The 20,110-nt window shown below is 63.3% G+C and carries 16 protein-coding genes and 1 tRNA gene; 10 read left to right on the top strand and 7 right to left on the bottom strand.

Features of this window, described 5'->3' with window-relative positions; all coding sequences use genetic code 11:
* The first annotated feature begins 162 nt into the window (after nt 1-162).
* From ACDC66_RS00400 to ACDC66_RS00410, 3 genes are all read left to right on the top strand, one after another.
* On the top strand, nt 163-1,722 hold the full coding sequence (locus ACDC66_RS00400) for a hydroxymethylglutaryl-CoA reductase (protein ID WP_376694694.1): 1,560 nt from the start codon (nt 163-165) through the stop codon (nt 1,720-1,722).
* Nucleotides 1,723-1,787: 65 nt separating this feature from the next.
* Nucleotides 1,788-2,072 carry a FitA-like ribbon-helix-helix domain-containing protein gene (locus ACDC66_RS00405; RefSeq protein ID WP_376694695.1) on the top strand — a complete coding sequence of 95 codons (285 nt, stop codon included), beginning with the start codon at nt 1,788-1,790 and terminating at the stop codon, nt 2,070-2,072.
* Nucleotides 2,062-2,490, top strand: a complete 429-nt coding sequence (locus ACDC66_RS00410; RefSeq protein WP_376694696.1) for a type II toxin-antitoxin system VapC family toxin — start codon at nt 2,062-2,064, stop codon at nt 2,488-2,490. The genes ACDC66_RS00405 and ACDC66_RS00410 overlap by 11 nt, the downstream gene beginning before the upstream one ends.
* Before the next feature lie 64 nt (nt 2,491-2,554).
* Here ACDC66_RS00410 and ACDC66_RS00415 read toward each other — a convergent pair whose 3' ends face one another.
* On the bottom strand, nt 2,555-3,148 hold the full coding sequence (locus ACDC66_RS00415; protein WP_376694697.1) for a hypothetical protein: 594 nt from the start codon (nt 3,146-3,148) through the stop codon (nt 2,555-2,557).
* Between the two features lie 136 nt (nt 3,149-3,284).
* Between ACDC66_RS00415 and ACDC66_RS00420 the strand changes: the two genes are divergently transcribed.
* Entirely contained in the window at nt 3,285-4,004 is a 720-nt protein-coding gene (locus ACDC66_RS00420) for an SDR family oxidoreductase (RefSeq protein WP_376694698.1), read from the top strand.
* A gap of 128 nt (nt 4,005-4,132) precedes the next feature.
* On the opposite strand, the gene ACDC66_RS00425 is transcribed toward ACDC66_RS00420, so the two are convergent.
* From ACDC66_RS00425 to ACDC66_RS00440, 4 genes are all read right to left on the bottom strand, one after another.
* Nucleotides 4,133-10,294, bottom strand: a complete 6,162-nt coding sequence (locus ACDC66_RS00425; RefSeq protein WP_376694699.1) for a carboxypeptidase regulatory-like domain-containing protein — start codon at nt 10,292-10,294, stop codon at nt 4,133-4,135.
* Nucleotides 10,295-10,541: 247 nt separating this feature from the next.
* Nucleotides 10,542-10,618, bottom strand: a tRNA-Arg gene (locus ACDC66_RS00430).
* A gap of 191 nt (nt 10,619-10,809) precedes the next feature.
* A complete protein-coding gene (locus ACDC66_RS00435) occupies nt 10,810-11,199 on the bottom strand; it encodes a DUF6768 family protein (RefSeq protein WP_376694700.1) in 390 nt (129 codons plus the stop codon).
* Nucleotides 11,196-11,753 carry an RNA polymerase sigma factor gene (locus ACDC66_RS00440; protein WP_376694701.1) on the bottom strand — a complete coding sequence of 186 codons (558 nt, stop codon included), beginning with the start codon at nt 11,751-11,753 and terminating at the stop codon, nt 11,196-11,198. The genes ACDC66_RS00435 and ACDC66_RS00440 overlap by 4 nt, the downstream gene beginning before the upstream one ends.
* Nucleotides 11,754-11,878: 125 nt before the next feature.
* Between ACDC66_RS00440 and ACDC66_RS00445 the strand changes: the two genes are divergently transcribed.
* The 4 genes from ACDC66_RS00445 to ACDC66_RS00460 all read left to right on the top strand — a co-directional run bounded on the left by ACDC66_RS00445 (nt 11,879) and on the right by ACDC66_RS00460 (nt 15,370).
* The gene (locus ACDC66_RS00445) at nt 11,879-12,097 is read left to right on the top strand and encodes an EF-hand domain-containing protein (RefSeq protein ID WP_376694702.1); all 219 of its coding nucleotides are present in this window, start codon (nt 11,879-11,881) and stop codon (nt 12,095-12,097) included.
* A gap of 247 nt (nt 12,098-12,344) precedes the next feature.
* A complete protein-coding gene (locus ACDC66_RS00450; RefSeq protein WP_376694703.1) occupies nt 12,345-13,382 on the top strand; it encodes a DUF2235 domain-containing protein in 1,038 nt (345 codons plus the stop codon).
* 74 nt (nt 13,383-13,456) lie between these two features.
* A complete protein-coding gene (locus tag ACDC66_RS00455) occupies nt 13,457-14,311 on the top strand; it encodes a glucosaminidase domain-containing protein (RefSeq protein ID WP_376694704.1) in 855 nt (284 codons plus the stop codon).
* Complete coding sequence (locus ACDC66_RS00460) at nt 14,312-15,370, top strand: polysaccharide deacetylase family protein (RefSeq protein ID WP_376694705.1); 1,059 nt, start codon at nt 14,312-14,314, stop codon at nt 15,368-15,370. It begins immediately after the preceding gene.
* A 22-nt stretch (nt 15,371-15,392) separates the two neighbouring features.
* Here the strand turns inward: ACDC66_RS00460 and ACDC66_RS00465 are convergent, their stop codons facing one another.
* Nucleotides 15,393-15,731 (bottom strand): hypothetical protein, encoded by a 339-nt coding sequence (locus tag ACDC66_RS00465; RefSeq protein ID WP_376694706.1) that lies wholly within the window; start codon nt 15,729-15,731, stop codon nt 15,393-15,395.
* Nucleotides 15,732-15,828: 97 nt separating this feature from the next.
* Here ACDC66_RS00465 and ACDC66_RS00470 point away from each other — a divergent pair, with 97 nt between their 5' ends.
* Nucleotides 15,829-16,656 (top strand): M90 family metallopeptidase, encoded by an 828-nt coding sequence (locus tag ACDC66_RS00470; protein ID WP_376694707.1) that lies wholly within the window; start codon nt 15,829-15,831, stop codon nt 16,654-16,656.
* A 100-nt stretch (nt 16,657-16,756) separates the two neighbouring features.
* Entirely contained in the window at nt 16,757-18,775 is a 2,019-nt protein-coding gene (locus ACDC66_RS00475) for a S9 family peptidase (RefSeq protein WP_376694708.1), read from the top strand.
* A 794-nt stretch (nt 18,776-19,569) separates the two neighbouring features.
* On the opposite strand, the gene ACDC66_RS00480 is transcribed toward ACDC66_RS00475, so the two are convergent.
* On the bottom strand, nt 19,570-20,085 hold the full coding sequence (locus ACDC66_RS00480; protein WP_376694709.1) for a fasciclin domain-containing protein: 516 nt from the start codon (nt 20,083-20,085) through the stop codon (nt 19,570-19,572).
* Between the last annotated feature and the right edge of the window lie 25 nt (nt 20,086-20,110).

A 20,110-nucleotide genomic window follows, 5' to 3' on the forward strand; every position in this document is an offset into this window, starting at 1 on the left:
TGTGACGCCCTACGTGACCTGGATTATGCCAGCCTTGCTCGCCCGTCTCCACTCGCGCTGCTTGATCTGGAGCAAGATTGACGGCGTTTGAAGAGTCTATGATCGGATGCAGGTGGAGGCGAGCAAACTCGCCGCAGGCGCGGCGAAGGAGACAGGATCATCATGCGTTTCGTACCCAAGGCCATGCTCAAGCGACTCTACAACCGCTCGAGCCTGCGCAACACCGATGGCGGCGTTGTCTTTTCGATCAAGAACCGGCTCAGCCCGGCGCGGCTCGAGGCGGTCGAGCATCTCAAGCTCGACGGCGACGAGGTCGCGCTCGAGAACGTACGCCTGTCGGTCGAGGGCGCGACGCCGCTGCGACTGTCCGAGTTGCCCGGCGACGGGCTGGACTTTCCCCTGGGCACGCTGCTGGTGCTGGAGCTGGGCGTCGATCCGCTGGGTGAGGGCGAGCACGATATCGAGCTGTCGTTCCAGGCCTCGCCCTTCGGCAAGCTCACGCTCTCGGTCACCGACGCACTCCAGGCCGGGAAGCGCTCGCCGGAGACTATCCCGCGCGATCCCGAAAACGACTACGGAGCCGACATCATCGGCGCGCGCCAGCGCTTCATCAAGGAACGCACCGGCGCCGACATCGAGCACATCGCGCGCTACTCCTTCGACCCGGCGATCACCCGCGGCAATATCGAGCACTTCACCGGTGCCGCGCAGATCCCGCTGGGGATCGCCGGCCCGCTGCATGTTCGCGGCCAACACGCCGACGGCGAGTTCTACGTGCCCCTGGCCACCACCGAGGGCACGCTGGTGGCGTCCTACAACCGGGGCATGCGCGTGATCCGCGAGTCCGGCGGTGTGAAATGCGCGGTCGTCGGCGACAACATGCAGCGCGCGCCGGTGTTCGCTTTCGAGGATGCCGCCGCCGCCCGGCGCTTCGCCGACTGGCTCAAGGAACGCACCGAAAAACTGCGCGAGGTCTGCGCCGAATCGGACCGGTTCGTGACGCTGAAGTACGTTGACTACTACCTGGCCAGCCGCTTCTGCTACACGCGCTTCAATTTCACCACCGGCGATGCCGCCGGCATGAACATGGTGGGCAAGGCGACCTTCGCGGCCTGCAACTGGATCCTGCAGAACTTCGACGGCGCCGAAGTGAAGGACTTCTACCTCGAGGCCAACCTCGCCACCGACAAGAAGGCATCGCAGATCAACACCATGCGAACGCGCGGCAAGCGCGTCACCGCCGAATGCACGGTCAAGCGCCAGGTGCTTCAGGATGTCATGGACGCCGACACCGAGCAGCTGTACATGCACTCGAAGATTGCCAGCATCGGTTCCATGCTCTCGGGGGCCAACAACAACGGCGCCCATGCCGCCAACGCCATCACGGCCATTTTCATCGCCACCGGCCAGGACGTGGCCAACGTGGCCGAGTCGTCGACGGGCATTCTCTATACGGAGCTGACCGAGGACAAGGATCTCTACATTTCGACCACCCTGCCGTCGCTGATCGTGGCCACGCTCGGCGGCGGCACGGGCCTGGCGACGCAGTCCGAAAGCCTGCGCATCATGGACTGCGAGGGCCCGGGCAAGGTGATGAAATTCGCCGAGATCGTTGCGGGCACCGTGCTCGCCGGCGAGATCTCCCTGGGCGCGGCGATTTCCTCGCTCGACTGGGTCTCCAGCCACGACCAGTACGGGCGCAACGATCCGACGAGTCAGTAGACAGTAATTGACCTGTTGCTGAAGCGGTTCCATAATGGTTCTGTTCCAGATCCGTTGACATGATCATGCCCAATCTTTCCATCAAGAATGTGCCCGAGCCGGTCGTGGAAGCGCTTCGGGCGAAGGCGCGGAGCAATCACCGGTCGCTGCAAGGTGAATTGCTGGCCCTGGTCACCGAGTCCACGGTTGCAGCCAGCAAGTCCGCTGATGATCGGTTTGAGGAACATGCCGAGCCCGGCCAGGTGGACATCGAGGTGATTGCCAACGAGCATCGGGCCCGATGGCCGGAGCCTTTCGCCGAGGGGCCCGCCTCGAGCGACATCATTCGCGCAGAGCGCGATGCCCGATAATCCGTTGATCATTGCCGAACCGGCGGGCGCGTATGCTCGTCGACCGCCCCTGGTCGTCGATTGCAGTGTGCTTGCCGCCGTTCTGTTTGATGAACCCGAACGCGAATCGGCGGCGTTGGCGCTGGCTGGAAAAGCGCTGTTTGCGCCGGACCTGATCGATCATGAGCTGGCGAGCGTTGCCGTGAAGAAAGCGCGCGCCAGTCTCATTGAGGTGGCCGAACAAGGACTTTCCGATCTTGCCCGCCTGGCGATTTCCCGTAGACGAATCGACCCGACACAGCAGTGGGCCGCAGCGCGTGCCCACGACCTTACGGCCTATGACGCTGCCTATCTTCAACTGGCGATAGAACTACGAGCGCCCCTTGCGACATTCGACAAGCGACTCGGGCAAGCGGCGAGCAAGGTGCTGTCGGGCTGAATCACAACCGCGCTGTTTTAGCAGGAATAGTCCGGAGCGCTCGCCCGGGCAAGCGTCGGCACCGCTATGGCGAATCGCGACCAGCCCCGTCGCCGACCCGTTCATGCAGGAAATCGCTGATGAATTCGATATCGTCGTGTGACCACTGCCAGGCCTTGCGCACCAGCAGTGTGCCGCCGACCAGCAGGGCCACGCACGTCATCGGAATCGACAGCGGCATCGACTCCTCAATGCCGAACTGGGCGTGAAAAAAGGTCATCAATAGCACGAAGGCGGTAGCCGCGAAGACGCCCAACAACCAGAAAGCCGTGAAGGCCTGCACGAAGGGATGGATGGTGAACTCGCCTTTCAGGTGCAGGGTGCCCCGGCGCATGCGAAAGTCGGCGAACAACATGGGGCGCCAGGAGTTGGCCTTGAACGTTCCCGGCCGGCCTTCGATCGGCTCGATGCGGTAGAGCTTGACCCCTTCGCGTGAAACCCGGCCGCCCAGCTTTTCCTCTTCCAGTCGTGAAAACAGGGCCTTCCAGCCCGGGATGACCTGTTCGGAGAGGTGGTTGATCGCCTGGCTGCGCTGCACGGCCAGCGGCAAATCGAATTCAACCGACGGGAAGTAGAAGCGATAAACCCGCCGTAGCGGCTCGAGTGGATTGAGCGTCATGGCGCTGCCCCGGGAAGTGGTTCGGTGCTCACCCTAGCAGTGAGAAGGCGGGTTTGGCCATGGGAGACCTTGACGCCCTGTTGCGGTCCAGTGCGTCACCATGCCGGTCCACCAGACAGTTTTGTCATTGAGCGTCATGAATAAAACCGAACGCCCTGCTGGCTCCGGATCCACACGCCTTGCCATCGTCATCGGAACCGGCGGCATCGGTACGGCGCTGGCCGAAGCGTTGCGCGCGTCCGACGCCTGTGACGACGTGGTCGCCCTGTCGCGACAGAGCGACCCGCCCCTGGACGTCATGGACGAGGACAGCATTCGCGCGGCCGCCGAGTTCGTGAAGGGCCTCGATGGGGAGCCGCGGCTGATCATCGACGCCACCGGCTTCCTGCACGACGACCGATTCGGTCCGGAGAAGACCTGGTCGCAGCTTGATCCGGCGCACATGGCGAAGGCATTTGCCGTCAATGCCATCGGCCCGGCGCTCTTGATGAAGCATTTCCTGCCGTTGCTGCCCGGAAAGGGCAAGTCGGTGTTCGCCACGCTGTCGGCGCGCGTGGGCTCCATTGGCGACAATCGTCTCGGCGGCTGGTACAGCTACCGCGCCTCCAAGGCCGCGCTCAACCAGTTCGTGCGCACCGCCGCCATCGAACTGCACCGGCGATCGAAGGACGCTATCTGTGTGGCGCTGCACCCCGGCACGGTCGACACGAAACTGTCCGCGCCCTTCGGCAAGTCGGGCCTGAACGTGCGCTCGCCCGAAGTCGCCGCGCACGAGCTGTTGGCGGTGATCGCCGGGCTGGATGCCGACGCCAACGGCGGCTTCTTTGACCACAAGGGCAAGCCGGTGCCGTGGTGAGGCCGGAAAATGCGGGGTGGCGCGCCCGGGAGGACTCGAACCCCAACCCTTAGCTTTAACGAATCGGCGGATGGGAAGGCCGACACCCACGGCAGACTTGGGCTGCCACGGGTGCCGGCAATCTTCACTCAGTCCGTTGTGGAAAAGTCACTCTGGAAAATGATGTCGCCGCGGTTGAGTACGAGCGAGCCGGCTTGCTCGCTGGATGCGCCGGAGATCGTGAATTGGGTCCCGGATGTTGGATCGCAGGTCACGCAAGCGCCCAAACCGACGACGAAGTCATCGTACTGTTCCAATAGATCGGTTTTCAGCAAGACGTAATAGTTTCCGTCCGGCAAGCCATCGACGGTCCAGTTGCCCAAGGAGTCCACGGCGGACTTTCCGGCCAACTGACCCTGGCCGTTGAACACCTGAATCTCCGTGCCGACCAGACCGTTGTCGGAGCCGTCAACCGCCAGCCCGGACAGGCTGCCGCCCGCTTGTGCCGAAAAGTCGATGCCCTCGGCGTCCAGCTGTCCGTCGAGCACGATTTCGGTTCCGGCAGTCACGTCGCATTCGAGTGCGCAGGCGCCGCCGCTGTAGAGCTGGTTGACCAGTCCGTTGCCAATTCCGCGTTCCAGGCCGTCGCTGGTGGCAGCGAAGTAAGTTCCCGCGCTCAGCGCGGCGCTTGACTCGTAGTCGCCGGCGCCGTTGGTGCTAGCCTGTCCGACCACCTCGCCGGCAGCGTTGAAGAACGTGATCGTTGCATTGGCGATGCCCTTTCCTTGCCCATTTTCGACGTGACCACGAATCAGCGAGCCGGGTTGCAGGGAAAACTCAATGGGGCCCTCGCCCGTTGATCGAGCCGCTTTCGAGCTGTCTCTGACCGCATCGAGTGCTTCGGGAGCGGCGCCGGCATCGCCCACGACCAGCGGCGTGCCCTGTGTGATGTCGCACTGGCCGCCCGGGCATGGGATGTCGGCGAACAACTCGTCGATCAGCCGCGAGCCGTTCAGCACGACCAGGAAGTAGGAGCCGTCGGCGATTCCGGTCAGGCTCCATGTGCCCGAGCTGATAGGGGCGCGCTTGACTTCGCGTCCGAGCTCGCCGTAGAGCACCACCTCGCCGGACGGCAGCGGATTGCCGAACTGGTCCGTCGCGGTACCGGAGATGGTCGAACCCCCGGCTAGACTGAAGTCGATGCCCTCGACGATGCCGCCGGTGAGGTCGATGGCTGTTCCAGTGCCCATGATGCATGGTGTGGGTGTGCAGCCTAGATCGCGGTAGACCTCGTCGACGAGACCGCGTCCGTTTCGCGTTCTGACGAAGTGGCGACCGTCCGAAAGTCCTCGCGCGATGTAATCGCCAGCGGCATTCGTGTTGACCGTCGCAACCGTGGTGCCGAGTCGGTTATAAACCTCCACCTGCACGGCGCTGAGCGGGTTGTCGGACTGATCGGTCAGTTGTCCGGCGATGCCGCCTCCGGGCGTCAGGGAGAAGTCGACCCCGCCTGCGAGGCCGCCAGCGCTGACTGTGACAGCCGTTCCGTTGAGCGCATCGCAGACCGGCACACAGTCGAATCCGGCGTAGACCTGGTCGGTGAAGCTGCCGGGGGCGTTGGTTCTCAGATAAATGTTGCCCGCCGGCAGGCCGCCGATTTCGTAGCTGCCGTCAATGCCGGAGGTCGCGCTTCGAATGATTCGCCCCGTTGCATCGACCGCCCTGACAATAACGCCGCCGAGCGCGTTGGCCGCATCATCACGCACCGTGCCTCCAATGCGTCCGGCCGGCTGCAGCGAGAAATCCGCGGTATCCGCCGCGCCTGCGGCCAGCGAAATCGGCGTACCGTCGGTCGGCAGGCAATCGGGCTCGCAAGCCGTACCGCTGAACAACTCGTCGACAAAACCAACCGAGCTGCGTGTAGCCACGAAGTAATCGCCCGGGGCCAGGCCGTTGACCTCCCAGTTGCCGCCGCTGGTTGTGATGTCGGTGCCGGCTGGCTCACCGGAGGCGTCGAAGACGTCAACATTGACGCCGCCGATTGGATCGGAACCGGCCGCGGAAAGAACGACGCCGGAGATGGTGGCCCCCGTGACCAGTTGCACGTTAATACCAACCCGCTCTTCGCCTTGTTCCAATTCGATGGGCGTGGCATGGGCCGGGCCGCAGGCCGGGCAGTCGAAGCCGTCGTAGCCGCGGTCGACCAGCCCGAGTGAATTGCGGGTGCGCATGAAGTACCGGCCGCCGGCCAGATTGCCGATCTGCCATTCGCCGGCCGCATTAGTCAGAGCCGTCGCTTTCAGCTGGCCCAGTGCGTCGTAGACTTCGACTTCTACGGCTTCGAGCGGACCGTCGAATTCGTCGCTTACGACGCCGGCCAGCGAGGCCGCGCCCTGCAGGCTGAAGTCGATCCCGGTGATTTCGGCAGCCGCGGTGACCTCGATCGGCGTTCCGGATGTCGGGTTGCAGAACGGTTCGCACTCCAGGCCGTTGTAAAGTCGGTCCTCCAGTCCAAGACTGCTCCCGGTGACGGCGTAGTAGGTGCCCGGCAATAGACCGGCTACCGTATAGTTGCCGTCGGCGTCTGAGAACGCGCTTCCGACCTTGTTGTCCGGGCCGTCGAATAGTCGAACTTCTACGCCCTCAAGCGCGCCGGAGGGTCCTTGAATGTTGCCCGCGACGGATGCGCCGCGGGTCAGGTTGATCTCGATTGGCGCCGGCGGATCGCCCTCGATCACGATGGGCGTCCCCGCCGAAAAGTCGCAACCGTTCTGGCAGGGCAGGTTGTCGTAGACCACGTCGATGAACTCGGGCGGCACCTGGCTGAACGGATTGTCATTCGAATCGTCTATGGTCGCGGCATACCAGTCGCCGTCCGGAAAGCCGGAAGCGCTGCTGAAGCTGCCGTCGGTGTTCGAGACGGAAGCGAATCCGGCATAGCTGTTGTCCTGGGCATAGAACATGACCGCGCCGTACTCCGGCGGTACCGCGGGGCCGGTATCGGCATCGAGCATCGTGCCGGTAATCGCTACGCCCTGGCTGAATTGCACTTCGAGCCCGGTGATTTCCGCGCCCTGGGCTACATCCACCGCTTGGGTGGTGGTCATGCCGCAGCTGCCGCGTGGGCAAGGGTGCTGTCCCAGCGCGGTATCCACCAAGGCCTGTGAGGGATTGTTGGTTTCAAACAGCAAGAACCACTGGCCCGGCGGCAGTTCGGTGGCGAAGCTGCCGTCTCCGGTGTCGTTGTAGAAATCGATGGCGTAAGCGAAGCCCGGCTGGAATTGGTTGCCGTCGGCATCGTACGGTCGAATCCGGGCGTTCGTTGCGGCGGACGCCGGTGTGCCGTCGGGCAGGCGCAGGGTGCCCGAGATCCGGCCGCCCGGGTCCATTTCCACGGACAGGTCGGACACGTCGGCGTCGACGGTAATCTTCGTCCCGGGAAACGCGAAACAGCGCCGCGCCGGGCACCATGGACTGGCCGTTGGCGAGAAGCCTGAAACCATCCGCGTCATGTAGCCGCTGCCTTCGTAGACGAACGCGTATTCGTTCTCGAGCAGTCCGTCGAACTGGTATTGGCCGTCGGCATCGGTGACGGTTGTCAGCGTGTTATTGACCGAGCCGCCGATAAACGCCTCGACCGTGATGTCGGGTATCGGCTCGCCGGTGGTCGAATCCGTCACGACGCCGCTGACCGTATAGGTGGGGACAGGTTCGAGAACGAAGTCGGCAACCGCCGTTGCGCCGGAGGTCACGACGACCGGAGTGCCCCCATCGGTCTCGTAATCGCAATTGAAATCCGGACAGGGAACGCCGTCGAACAACTGATCGACGAGCGGTGGATCGGTCTGATTGCTTCTGGCCAGCAACCAGTACTCCCCGGCGGGCAGGCCGACGAACTCGAAGCTGCCGGTGGCCGACAACCCGAGGCCCACCGAAATCGAACCGTCCTTGGAGATGAGCTGCACGCTGCCGCTGTCGACCACAGGCATGCCATCAGTATTGGCGACCACGCTGCCTGAAATCGTGCCGCCGAGGCTGAGGTCGGCATCGGCCTGCGCATCGGCGCCGTCCAGCAGAACCGGCGATCCATTGGTGATGTCGCAGCTGGAGTAGGGGCAGGGGATATCGTCGAACAACTCATCAACGAACATATCCCGGCTCGCAACCGGGTTGAATTTGATTCGATACTCGCCGTCGGGCAGGCCCAGCAAATAGCTGCCGTCGTTCTGGTTCACCAGGGTTGAAGCGACCGATTGACCGGTTGGGTCGTAAGCCTCAATCAAAACATCGCTGGTTATCGGGTCACCGGTCGCCTGCTCGGTAATCTGTCCAGTGATCGCGTTCTGACGGGTTAGGCCGGCGTTGATCTCGATATCCTGGTCGACCAAATCGATGATGTCACCATCATTCTGAACGTCGCAGAATCCGCTACAGGGCTTGTCGTTGTAAAGCTCCTGTTGGTAGCGCGAAAAATTGCCCGATGGATTAAACCAGAGTTTATAACTGCCCGCTGGCATTGCAGGGCTCGACCATGAGCCATCGCCGGCGAGGCCGAATCCGCCGAGCGACACGCCGTCGGCATCGTACAGGTCGACCGATCCTTCGGCGATCGGCGTTCCCGAATCGCCGTCGTCGACCACCTGCCCGAACAGGCGGTACCCCGGATTGAGCGTGAAGTCCACCGTCTGTTCTCCCGCGGAAAGATCGATGGTGTCGGCGATCTGCAGGTCACAGAACGCCACGCAATCGATGCCGTTGTGCATCTGCCGGATGAGATCGCCGTCGCTGCCGTAGGGGCTTGCCTGGAGTTTGTATGTTCCCGGCAGGGCGGCGATGGAGTACTCGCCGTTCTCGTTCACGGGTGCTTCCGCGACCAAGTTGCCAATCGTGTCGAACAGTTGCACTGAGACGTCCGTTGCTGAACCGCCACCGGCCCTTGAAACAGTGCCGGCAAGCAGTGCGCCCTGCTGCAGCTGAGCATTGACGATCGTTTCCTGAGCCGCACTGACGGTGACGGGCGTTCCCAGGGCGCTAACGTCGCAGCCCATACTGGGGCAGGTCACGCCGTCGTGGAGTTGGTCGAGATAGCTCGCACTTTCGCCCCCGCTCTGGAAATACACCAGGTAGTCGTTCGGATCGAGGCCTTCGATCGAGTAGCTACCGTCGCCTGAAGTCGATTGTGTCCTGAGGATGTCGCCGGCCGTGGAAAGTAGCCTGACTTCGCCCTCGATCGGCAATCCGGCACCCGAGGAGGTTACGCTACCCGAAACTACACCACCCTCGCTCAATGCGGCGTCGATGGTGACATCAGCGCCGGCGATAGCGACCGTATCGCCCTGACTCGCCGGGTTGCATGTCGAGCCGCAATCGATGCTGTTGTAAATCTGGTTGAGATAGGGGCCGCCGGCGGCTTCGGCGTTGAACAGCACCCGATAGTCCCCGTCCGGCAGTGCACCGGTCGCGTAATCGCCGCCGCTGACACCCGTACTGGCCACCAATGAACCACCGAGGTCAAAAATTTGAATGAACACCGAACCATCGGGTACTGAGTCGGTCGTGGCCGATTCGGTGAGCGTACCTGTAATGACGTATCCCGTCTGCAGTTCGACCGTGCCGATATCGATATCGGCATCGACCAGTGAAACGGGAGTCCCCTGGCTGTCAAGGTCACAGAGGCGGTCGACGCAGGAAACGCCATCGAACAGTTGATCGATGTGGTGGTCGGGATCAGCAACTGTTCCCTGAGTGGTGACCAGGACCTTATAGTCTCCGGGGATCATGGTGCCGCTTTCGAACGAGCCGTCGGGTTGCGCTACCCCGCCGACGAAAGTGCGACCCTGGGCGGTGCTGCGCGTGAACTGCACGCCGAATGAATCGAGCGTCGAGCCGCCGGGCCCGGTAGCCGTGCCGGTAATCCGGAAGCCCGGCACCAGGGAAAAATCGATATCGGTGCGATCGCCGGCTGCCAGGTCGATGGATTCCTCGAGGCCGGGTTCGCCGGTACTGATGCCCGGCCAGGCCTGGCGTGGGTAGGATGTGGTTTCAACTGTGGAGACGTAGACCTCGCCGCTTTCCGGCAGTCCCGTGATCGCGTACTCGCCCGTTGCATCGGACGTCACACAATTTTGCTGACCCGGATCGGCTGCTCGGATGGAGCAGACATCGATATCGGCAATCGGGGCGCCCGAATCCGCGTCGGTGACGATGCCCGAAATCGTCGTGCCCGCAGCCGGGCCCGAGTAAAGTAGTGCAAGAAAAACAAGAGAAATGAACGACAGCGTGCTGGCGCGCGCAGCGAATGTTGGCAACATGGATGACTCCCTCTTTGAATCCTTCTCGTGGGGGAGAAGGTTGTCCCTCACCTGGTCAGCGCCCCGGGAATGCAGCCAACGAAGCAATTTGAGCAGGCCCTTTCTAGAATATACACGGCAAGATAGGGCGCTTCAAATGTGACTGGATTCACGCTTGCGCCGAGGTGTTTGCGGGCTTCCGAGTGGAGTTTGACGAGAGGCTGCCCCGGACAGCCGACGGATGGGCCGCTAGAGGGCAGTAGTGGAATGGCGCGCCCGGGAGGACTCGAACCCCCAACCCTCAGGTTCGAAGCCTGATGCTCTATCCAGTTGAGCTACGGGCGCTTTCGGAACTGCTGAGAGCTACTGCGCAAGTGCCTGACGGCGTCTTTCGGTGCTCGGAATCCTCATGTACTAAAACGTACACTGCGGTTCCTGCGCTCCGCGAGTCACCGTCAGCCACTTGCTCGCTACGCTCTCAGCAGCTCCTTAATAAAATACCACCGCTTGGCGGTGGACCGAAAGGCCTGAATGCTTCATTCAGTGCTTCTTGGCGTGTCTTCGGGTTTCGAGGCGGCCAGGCGGAGTTCGAGTCTGGCGAGTTCGCGGAGGATGCGGTTGGCTTCGAAGTGATCGCCCATGAAACCCCTGAGGAACGTCATGATTTGTACCAGGATGACGGTCACCACGCCGGTCTGAACGGCTTCCACGGCGTTTTCGGCCTGGAAGAGCGAATAGATTGTCATCACGGCGGCCACGAACACGATCAGCTGGCTGCTCATCACCAGCCACATCAGCCAGCCGAGCTTGCCGCGGAATAGTCCGAAAGCCTGGCTGAAGTAGCCCGGTTCGTTGTTCAGTTCTGCCATCAGCGCCTCGTCGCGTTCGGACAGGGATTCGTTGATCAGGTCGTCGATCTTGGTCATGTTGTTTCTCCTTCCAGTCGGGCACGAAGCTTGTTTCGTGCGTGCATGAGTCGGGTCTTTACGGTGCCGGGGGCGACTTCCAGCGCCACCGCGATTTCTGCGATGCGCAGGCCTTCCTGGTAGAAAAGACCCAGCGCCGCGCGCTGTTCGGGCGGCAGTTCGTCCATCGCCCGGCGGATGATGTCGAGTTCGGCGCGGTCTTCATGACCGGTGTGGTCCTTGCCTTGCTGACTGTCTTCGCGCGCCAGCGCCGCGGTGCCGGCCCGGCGCCGTTGGCGCTTGCCGATCGCGCGAGCGCAGCGTCGGCTGACGATCCGGAAGGCCCAGGCCGGAAAGGCGTTGGTGTCGTCGAGCCCGCGGATGCCTCGAATGATCTCGGCCCAGGCCTCCTGGGCCATGTCGGAGGCCAGGTCCGCCTCGCCGGTGAGGCGGTGGGCATGGGCCAGCAACTTGCGATGCCAGCGACCGGCCAGCTTGTCGAGCGCATCGCGGTCGCCCATCCGGGCCGAGGCGGCCAGGTAGGCATCGAGGGCTTTTTCCTTGTCGGTTCGCAACTTGGGCTTCCGGGTGGTTTTTTCTTCTCGCCTTAACAGTGCCCCGATCGGGGAAAACGGTTCAATCATTTGGTGTTATCTTTTCCCCGAAATGGTTCCGCATCCAATCACGGAGTAGTACCGGCATGAAACGCGAAGAACTGGTCGACGCGATGTTCAAGGAAGTCGATACCAACGGCGACGGCGTGCTCTCGCGCGGTGAATTCGTCGAACTGGTGCGCTGCCTGACCGGCGAGCACGGTCTGGGCGTGAGCTCGAAGATCTTCGACGAGTTCGATCTCGACCACGACGGCGTCATCTCGCGGGATGAGGCCTTGGAAATGATCATCGAATATGCCCTGTAGCTATATCCCTGTCGTCCCGGAAACCGCGTAGCGGTTATCCGGGATCTCGCACCTTTGAACTCGGCACTCAGTCGGGCCCAGTCGATACCCGGCGTGCGAGGTCCCGGCTCTTCGGCCGGGACGACAACTCTTGAGAGCACCTAACGTACTTGCTGTCCCGGCTCGTTGGCCGGGACGACAATGTGGGTGGATTTGAAGCGTCGGTTCCGCAGCAGTAGCATCGCTCCGGGAGACCGGGGATTGGGCCATGAAGCGCATTGTCATCTGCTGCGACGGGACCTGGAGTTCGGCCGACCGCGAGCGCAATGGTGAGCCGGCGCCGACGAATGTCTTGCGTCTGGCCGAAGCGGTGGCCGGGACTGATTCGCTGGGGGTCGAGCAGCGTATCTACTACGGGCCGGGCGTGGGCAGCGACGGTGGCTGGCTCTATCGCTGGTTTGCCGGCGCCACCGGCTGGGGCCTGTCGGACAACCTCAAGGATGCCTACCGTTTCGTCGTGCAGCATTATGAGCCCGGCGACGAGCTGTTCCTGTTCGGCTACAGCCGCGGCGCTTTCACCGTGCGCAGTCTCGCCGGCATGATCCACAACGCCGGCATTCTCAAGCACGAATTCGCCGATCGCGTCGACGCGGCTTTCGACCTGTACAAGTCGCGCTCGCCGCTCAAGCATCCGGACGCGGAAAAGGCGGAGCAGTTTCGCGAACGCTTCACCTGGGGACACTTGACGCCGATTCAGTTCATCGGCGTGTGGGATACGGTCGGCGCACTGGGCAATCCCCTGCTGCTTCACAAGAGCCCGCTCAGCCGACGCGTGCAGTTCCACGACACCCGGCTCGGGCCGAGCGTGCGCTGTGCTTATCACGCACTGGCCATCGACGAGAAACGTCGGCATTTCAAGGCCACGCGCTGGCGGCGTCATCCCGACGCCGGTGAGCAGACCATGGAGCAGCGCTGGTTCGTCGGTGTCCACGGCGACGTCGGCGGCGGCACTGCGAACGAAGGGTTGTCTGACATTACCTTCGACTGGATGATGCGCCAGGCACGTCAGTGCGGGCTGGCGTTCGACACGGTTTCGACAGAACCCGATGTCTTCCAGGGCCCGGCGCGCAGCCGCCGCGGCCTGTTCCGGCTGATTCCGCGCTGGCATCGACCGATTGCCGACGAACCGCCCAGGCATTCCGGCGAAATCGTGGACGCCAGCGCAGAGCGGCGGTGGCGCGACGATGCCCGTTACCATCCACCGAACCTGGCCGATTTCTTCCGGCGGCATGCCGACTCGTCGTAAGAGGCTGCCCTCGCTTTTCTGATAATTACCCGTCCTTAACGGTGAATTTCGCCGCTTGGTGGCAAACTATGGCCATGACTGACAAGGTAAAACGAGACGAAAAAGCACCCGCGAGACTGATCGACCGACTGCCGCCGCAGTGGGGCGGCGAAGGCGCGGCGCTTGTTGCCATGGCGCTGCTTGCCCTCTATGCGCTGCTCGGTCCGGAACCGGAGACCCTGCCCGACTTCACCGAAATCGAACGGGCCGATCTGCGCAAGGAAGCATTTTTCGAATTCCTGACGCCGATCGTCGAAAGCGAGAACGAGCGCGTGCTCGAGCAGCGTCGCAAATTGCTCGAGGTCGCCCCGAAGGTCGAGGACGGCCAGTCGCTGCCGCTGTTCGATCGGAACTGGATGCGCAAGCTCGCCGCCGAGTACGAGCTGGCCTGGCCGGGCGACTCGCGCGAGGAAACCCTGTCGCTGTTGCTGCGTCGGGTCGACATGGTGCCGACGCCGCTGGCGCTGGTTCAGGCCGCCAAGGAATCGGGTTGGGGCCGCTCGCGGTTCGCCCGGCTGGGCAACAACCTGTTCGGGCACTGGTGCTACGTTCGCGGTTGCGGCATCGTCCCCGGCCGACGCAATAGCGATGCCGCGCACGAAGTCGCCGCGTTCGATTCGGTGCGCCATTCTGTGCGGCGCTATATCAACAATCTCAATACGCACGCTTCCTACCTGCCGCTGCGCCGCATCCGGGAGGCGGAGCGCGAAGCGGAGTTACGCCCGCGCGCGCTGTCGCTGGCCGACGGCCTCATCCGCTACTCCGAGCGCCGCGAGGCCTATGTCGAGGAGATCAAGCAGATCATTCGGGCCAACCGGGAGTTGATCGGGCAGGTGACCGACAAGACTTCGGGCTCCACGGCCGCAGCGGCATCCGCCGGAGGAAAGTAAATGGTGCGATGGCTTGCCTTGATCGCCTTGCTGGCCGGCTGCGCGCCGGCCGGTTCGGCCCAGGAGGGGCATGGCGTGATCCTGCTCTACCACCACGTCAGCGACGAGACGCCGCCGTCGACCAGCGTTACGCCCGAACGTTTTGAAGCGCATCTCGAGTACCTGGACGAACATGATTTCGAGGTCTGGCCGCTCGCTCGCCTGCTGAACGCGACCATCGACGGCGAGGAGGCGGTGCCGGACAAGGTGGTTGCCATTACTTTCGACGATGCCTACGAGTCCGTCTTTACCGAAGCCTGGCCAAAACTGCGCGAGCGTGGCTGGCCGTTTGCCGTGTTCGTCAACACCGATGCCGTTGACGCCGGCCATTCGCCGTACATGGACTGGAACCAGTTGCGGAAGCTGCACGAAAACGGCGTGACCATCGGCAACCACAGCGCCAGCCACGGCCACCTGATCGCCCGGCAGGAGAACGAGCGAGAGTCGGACTGGGAGAAGCGGGTGGAGGCCGACATTGAACGTGCCGCTAGCCGCATTTCGGAGGAAATCGGCGCTGAGCCGGATCTCTTCGCTTATCCCTACGGTGAGGATTCTTCCGCGCTCGCGGAAGTGGTTGGCGGTCGGCATGAATTCGCCCTGGCGCAGCGCTCGGGTGCGGTCGGCGAATACACCGATCCGCTGTCGGTGCCGCGCTTTCCGATGGCCAGCGGCTTCGACGGCATGGATCGCTTTGCCCTGGCGGTGAATTCGCGCGCCCTGCCGGTTACCGAGGCGCAGCCGACCCCGACCGGTGACGAGGTGCGCGGCCCGGTCGAGTCCCTGCGCCTGAAACTGGCCGAAGGCGGCTACCGGCAGGCGCAGATCGCCTGCTTTTCCGGCGGCGGCGAGCGCCTGGAAACGCGCCTGGAGGAAGGCCCGCCCCACGCGCTCAACATCGAGGTGGGCGGTGGCGGCTCGACCGGCCGCAACAAGCTCAACTGCACCGCACCGGCGTCCGACGGCAGCGGCGACTTTTACTGGTACTCGTTCCAGTGGGTGCAAACGGCCGTTCGCGATTGACGCGAATCGTTGCTCCCGCGCTTCAGTCGTTGAACCACTTCAAGCCGATGGGCTTGCGCACGATGCGCACCCAGGGGGCGCCCTTGATCAGGCCCGGCGGCAGGACGTGGATCGCAGCGATGACCAGCCCGGCAAACACGTAGGTCATCCAGAACGGGGGATTGTTGCCGACGAGCGTGTCGAGCAGCGGCACGGCGCCCACCGCCGCTTGGGTAATGGTCGAAAGATGCCCCGCGGTTCGCGCCTTCAGCGGCGCCGTGCAGTACCAGCAGTCGAGATTGCGGCCGCGAAACAGCACTTCCATTTCCTGCGGATGCAGCTTCTTGTCGCAGTCCGGACAGTGATCGCGTGCTTGTGTCATGGCGTCTGACATAACTTCCCCGTGCGTGCCCTCCCTTGACGAATTCTAGCGGCCCCGCCCCTTGCCTTCCAGGCCGCGGGTGCCGATCATGGCCGGCATGGAGATTCTTTTCATCGTTGCCGGCGCGGCGCTGGCCTGGTGGTTTTGGGGTCGCTGGCGCCGGAATCGTCGCCGCGCGATCGCCGATACGCCGCCGCCGGAAGAATGGCGCGAAATGCTCGAGCGCAACGTGCCGCTGTACCGAGGCCTGCCCGAGGATCTTAAAAAAGAACTGCACGGGCATATCCAGCTGTTCCTGCACGACAAGACCTTCGAAGGCTTCCAGGGGCTCGAAATCACCGACGAAATGCGGGTCACCATTGCCGGCAACGCCTGCATTCTCCTGCTCAACCGGCCGCACGACGAGTACGCCAATTTCTCGAGCATCTATCTCTATCCCAGCACCTTCGTGTCGCAGCACACCAGCTACGACGGCGTGGTTCAGTCGGTCGGGCCCTCCGCCCGCCTCGGGGAATCCTGGCACCGGGGGCCGGTGGTGCTCTCCTGGGACTCCGCCCTGGCCGGCAGTCGCGACATCAAGGACGGCCACAACGTGATCCTGCACGAGTTCGCGCACAAGCTCGACGGCGCCGACGGTTCGGTCGACGGCGCGCCGATCCTGCACCAGCGCTCGCAATACGTGAGCTGGGCGCGGGTGATGAAGCGCGAATTCGAGCAGCTCAGGCGCGAGGCCGGTGAAGGCACACGCGAGTTGCTCGATCATTACGGCGCCACCGCGCCGGAGGAATTCTTCGCCGTGCTGGTCGAGACCTTCTACGAAAAGCCCCACCAGCTCAAGCGCGAGCACCCGGACTTGTACGAGGAAATGCAGAAGTGCTTCAAGGTCGATCCGGCTGAATGGCACGAGGCGATCCGGGACAGCTAATCGAGCTGTCGTCCCGGCCTTGAGCCGGGACCCCGCACGCCGACGTGTCCATCGTATGATGTTCGCCTGCATTCAAAACCGATCCACAGGAAATTTGCCCATGAAACGCCTTGTCTCCGTTGTGCTGCTCGTTTGCCTGTTGCCGCTGCCGGCCCTGGCCGCGCCCTTCTCGCTCGAGGACCTGTTCGCGATGGAGTGGGCTGCCGATCCGCAGATCGCGCCCGATGGCGAGCAGGTGGTCTACGTACGTAATTTCGCCGACCGCCAGGCCGATCGCTGGCGCTCCAACCTCTGGCGCATCGATTCCGACGGCGATGGTCACCGGCCCCTGACCAGCGGCATGCAGCGTGACCTGTCGCCGGCGTTCTCGCCCGACGGCGAGCGCGTGGCCTTCGTGCGTGCCGGCGAAGGCGGCGCGCAGCTGCATGTCCTGTGGCTGGAATCCGGCCAGTCCACCCAGCTCTCGCAGTTGCCGGCGGCCCCCTCGGGCATCACCTGGTCGCCCGATGGGCGATACCTGGCCTTCAGCATGCTGGTCGAGACGCCCGACGAGCCCATGGCCCAGCTGCCGCGCAAGCCTGAAGGCGCCGACTGGGCCGAGCCGGCAAAAGTGATCGATCGACTGCACTACCGCCAGGACGGCGCCGGCTATCTCAAGCCCGGCGATCGGCACCTGTTCGTGATCGCCGCCGACGGCGGTGCGCCGCGCCAGCTCACCGAAGGCGAACTCGACCACGGCAGTAACCCGGCGTGGACGCCCGACGGCGAGTCGCTGATCTTCGCCGCCAACCTGGGTGACGATGCCGAACACGAGCCGGTTCGCTCCCATCTCCACCGTCTCGATATCGACTCGGGCGAGATCGAACAGCTCACCGAGGGCGAAGTCAGCCACGGTTCACCGGCGGTCTCCCCCGACGGTCGCTACATCGCGTTTACCGGTTTCGACGACGAGCGCATGAGCTACCACATGCCGCGGCTGTATGTGCTCGACCGCGAAACCGGCGACTACGAACAACTGCTGGCCGAGCTCGACCGGCCGATTGTCCAGCCCGTCTGGGACCGGCGCTCGCGCGGGCTTTATTTCCGATACACCAGCGAGGGCGTGACCCGGCTGGGTTATACCGATCTCGGCGGCGACATGCGCGAACTGGCGGCCGACATGGGCGGGGTCTCCAACAGCCGGCCCTACGGTTCAGGCAGCTTTTCGGTCAGTGAGAACGGCCGCTACGCTTTCCCGCTGACCGATGTCACGCATCCGGCCGACGTAGCCGTGGGCCGCAATGGTGAGAACACGCGCTTGACCGATATCAACGGCGTGCTGTTCGCCGGCCGCGACATCGCCAACGCCGAGGAACTCTGGGTGGAATCGAGCCATGACGACCGGCGCATCCAGGCCTGGCTGGTCAAGCCCGCCGATTTCGATCCGGACAAGCAGTATCCGCTGATCCTGGAGATTCACGGCGGCCCGCACGCCGACTACGGCCCGCGCTTCGCCTCGGAGATGCAGCTGTTCGCTTCGGCCGGCTACCTGGTGCTCTACGTCAACCCGCGCGGTTCGACCAGCTACGGCGAGGAATTCGCGCAGCTGATCCACCACGCCTATCCCTCGCAGGACCACGACGACCTCATGAGCGCGGTCGACGCTGTCGAAGGCCGCGACTACGTCGATTCCGACAGGCTCTACATCACCGGCGGCAGCGGCGGCGGCGTGCTCTCCGCCTGGGCGATCAGCAAGACCGACCGCTTCCGCGCAGCCGTGGTGGCCAAGCCGGTGATCAACTGGTTCAGCTTCGCGCTGTATGCCGACGCCTCGGCGTTTTTCTCGAAGTACTGGTTCCCGGCCATGCCCTGGGAAGACCCGGAGCACTACATGACCTATTCGCCCATCTCGCGTGTGGGCGAGGTCAATACACCGACCATGCTGCTCACCGGCGAGGCCGACTACCGCACCCCCATGCCGGAATCCGAGCAGTACTACCAGGCACTCAAGCTGCGCGACGTGCCGGCGGCGCTGGTGCGCATCCCCGACAGTTCGCACAGCCTGAGCAACCGGCCAACCCAGTTGATGAGCAAGGTGGCGCATATCCTGGCGTGGTTCGAACGCTATAGCGGGGAGTGACGCCAGAGCGGTCATTCGGTGCGCTCCACATTTTTGTGGGGCGCACTTGCTTTGGGTGTCATCGTTTGTTTATTGATGGCACCGGGTGCGGTGGGGGCTCCGACACTTCAAAGGCTGTTTCGCCCGGCGCGCTTCGCGCGCTCTTGCGGCGAATTCCTTTTACCTCGCGCGGTAAAAGGAATCAAAAGCGCGCTTAAAGTCAAAAGCAGGCGATTTTCCTCTCGGGACTTGCAGCGGGAGTGGCTTCAGTATTTTGTCTGGGGCTTCGTTTGAAATCTCTGAGACGCAGGCGGGCTTGCGACGTGTGCTTGGACAGGCCTGCACGCAGCCTTACGACTTCGAAAGCGAGCATTCGAGGGCGGTGCCGCGGGTTTGAAGCAAACGCTCATTCACTCGAAGTCATCTTCAGCGGCCTCGCCGAAGCCGGGGTGATCGAGATCGGGCTGTCAGAGTGCAGATTACGCCCTGGGGACGTCGGAGACGCCATGTGTCTAGACGGAGCCAGAGCGAAGATGGAGGCAAAATACTGAAGCCCGCACGCCTCCATAGTCCTGCGGCGCGTCCGCAATCTTTTAAGCGCGCTTTTGGTTACTTTTTTCGCGCGAGAAAAAAGTAACTCGCCGCAAGAGCCTGCGAAGCAGGCCGGGCGAAACAGCCTTTGACTTGTCGAGGTCGACACCGCGCCCGGTGTCGCCAACCTATCCAACGCCCCAAGGCGTGAAGGTGCCTATTCCAAACAAAAAAGCGCCCACCGAAGTGGGCGCCCATTTCCCTTCCCGCAAGGGATGGAAACGTTACGGCATGATCACCGAATCGATGACGTGAATGACGCCGTTTGAGGTTTCGATGTCGGTCTTGATGACCGTGGCGCCGTCGATCATGACGGTATCACCGTCGACCGTGATATCGACCGTCGAGCCCTGGACGGTCTCGGCTTCGGACAGCCCGACCACGTCGGCGGCCATGACCTTGCCGGCCACCACGTGATAGGTGAGCACGTCGGTCAGGGCAGCCTTGTCGGCGAGCAGCGCGTTGAGGTCGGCTTCGGGAATCTTCGCAAAGGCCTCATCGGTCGGTGCGAAGACGGTGAACGGGCCTTCGCCCGAGAGCGTTTCGACCAGGCCGGCTTCCTTGATCGCGGTTACCAGGGTGTCGAACTGGCCGGCGGCGACGGCCGTCTCGACGATGTTCTTGCTTTCCTTCATGCCATGATCCTTGTCCTTGCCGCCGTGATGGTCGGCGAGAACTGCCGTGGAGGCGGCCAGGACCAGGGTGGCGCCAGCGAGCGTAATCAGTTTGCGAACGTTCATGCTTGATCTCCGGTTGGTTTCAGTC

It is taken from the genome of Wenzhouxiangella psychrophila (genome assembly GCF_042310375.1).
Lineage (GTDB): Bacteria > Pseudomonadota > Gammaproteobacteria > Xanthomonadales > Wenzhouxiangellaceae > Wenzhouxiangella.

Excerpts from the sequence above, each read along its gene's own strand:
- ACDC66_RS00410 (WP_376694696.1), top strand. The coding sequence starts at position 2,062 with ATGCCCGATAATCCGTTGATCATTGCCGAACCGGCGGGCGCGTATGCT.
- ACDC66_RS00425 (WP_376694699.1), bottom strand. The coding sequence starts at position 10,294 with ATGTTGCCAACATTCGCTGCGCGCGCCAGCACGCTGTCGTTCATTTCT.
- ACDC66_RS00470 (WP_376694707.1), top strand. The coding sequence starts at position 15,829 with ATGGAGATTCTTTTCATCGTTGCCGGCGCGGCGCTGGCCTGGTGGTTT.
- ACDC66_RS00450 (WP_376694703.1), top strand. The coding sequence starts at position 12,345 with ATGAAGCGCATTGTCATCTGCTGCGACGGGACCTGGAGTTCGGCCGAC.
- ACDC66_RS00400 (WP_376694694.1), top strand. The coding sequence starts at position 163 with ATGCGTTTCGTACCCAAGGCCATGCTCAAGCGACTCTACAACCGCTCG.
- ACDC66_RS00480 (WP_376694709.1), bottom strand. The coding sequence starts at position 20,085 with ATGAACGTTCGCAAACTGATTACGCTCGCTGGCGCCACCCTGGTCCTG.
- ACDC66_RS00420 (WP_376694698.1), top strand. The coding sequence starts at position 3,285 with ATGAATAAAACCGAACGCCCTGCTGGCTCCGGATCCACACGCCTTGCC.
- ACDC66_RS00445 (WP_376694702.1), top strand. The coding sequence starts at position 11,879 with ATGAAACGCGAAGAACTGGTCGACGCGATGTTCAAGGAAGTCGATACC.
- ACDC66_RS00405 (WP_376694695.1), top strand. The coding sequence starts at position 1,788 with ATGCCCAATCTTTCCATCAAGAATGTGCCCGAGCCGGTCGTGGAAGCG.
- ACDC66_RS00465 (WP_376694706.1), bottom strand. The coding sequence starts at position 15,731 with ATGACACAAGCACGCGATCACTGTCCGGACTGCGACAAGAAGCTGCAT.
- ACDC66_RS00435 (WP_376694700.1), bottom strand. The coding sequence starts at position 11,199 with ATGACCAAGATCGACGACCTGATCAACGAATCCCTGTCCGAACGCGAC.
- ACDC66_RS00475 (WP_376694708.1), top strand. The coding sequence starts at position 16,757 with ATGAAACGCCTTGTCTCCGTTGTGCTGCTCGTTTGCCTGTTGCCGCTG.
- ACDC66_RS00455 (WP_376694704.1), top strand. The coding sequence starts at position 13,457 with ATGACTGACAAGGTAAAACGAGACGAAAAAGCACCCGCGAGACTGATC.
- ACDC66_RS00415 (WP_376694697.1), bottom strand. The coding sequence starts at position 3,148 with ATGACGCTCAATCCACTCGAGCCGCTACGGCGGGTTTATCGCTTCTAC.
- ACDC66_RS00460 (WP_376694705.1), top strand. The coding sequence starts at position 14,312 with ATGGTGCGATGGCTTGCCTTGATCGCCTTGCTGGCCGGCTGCGCGCCG.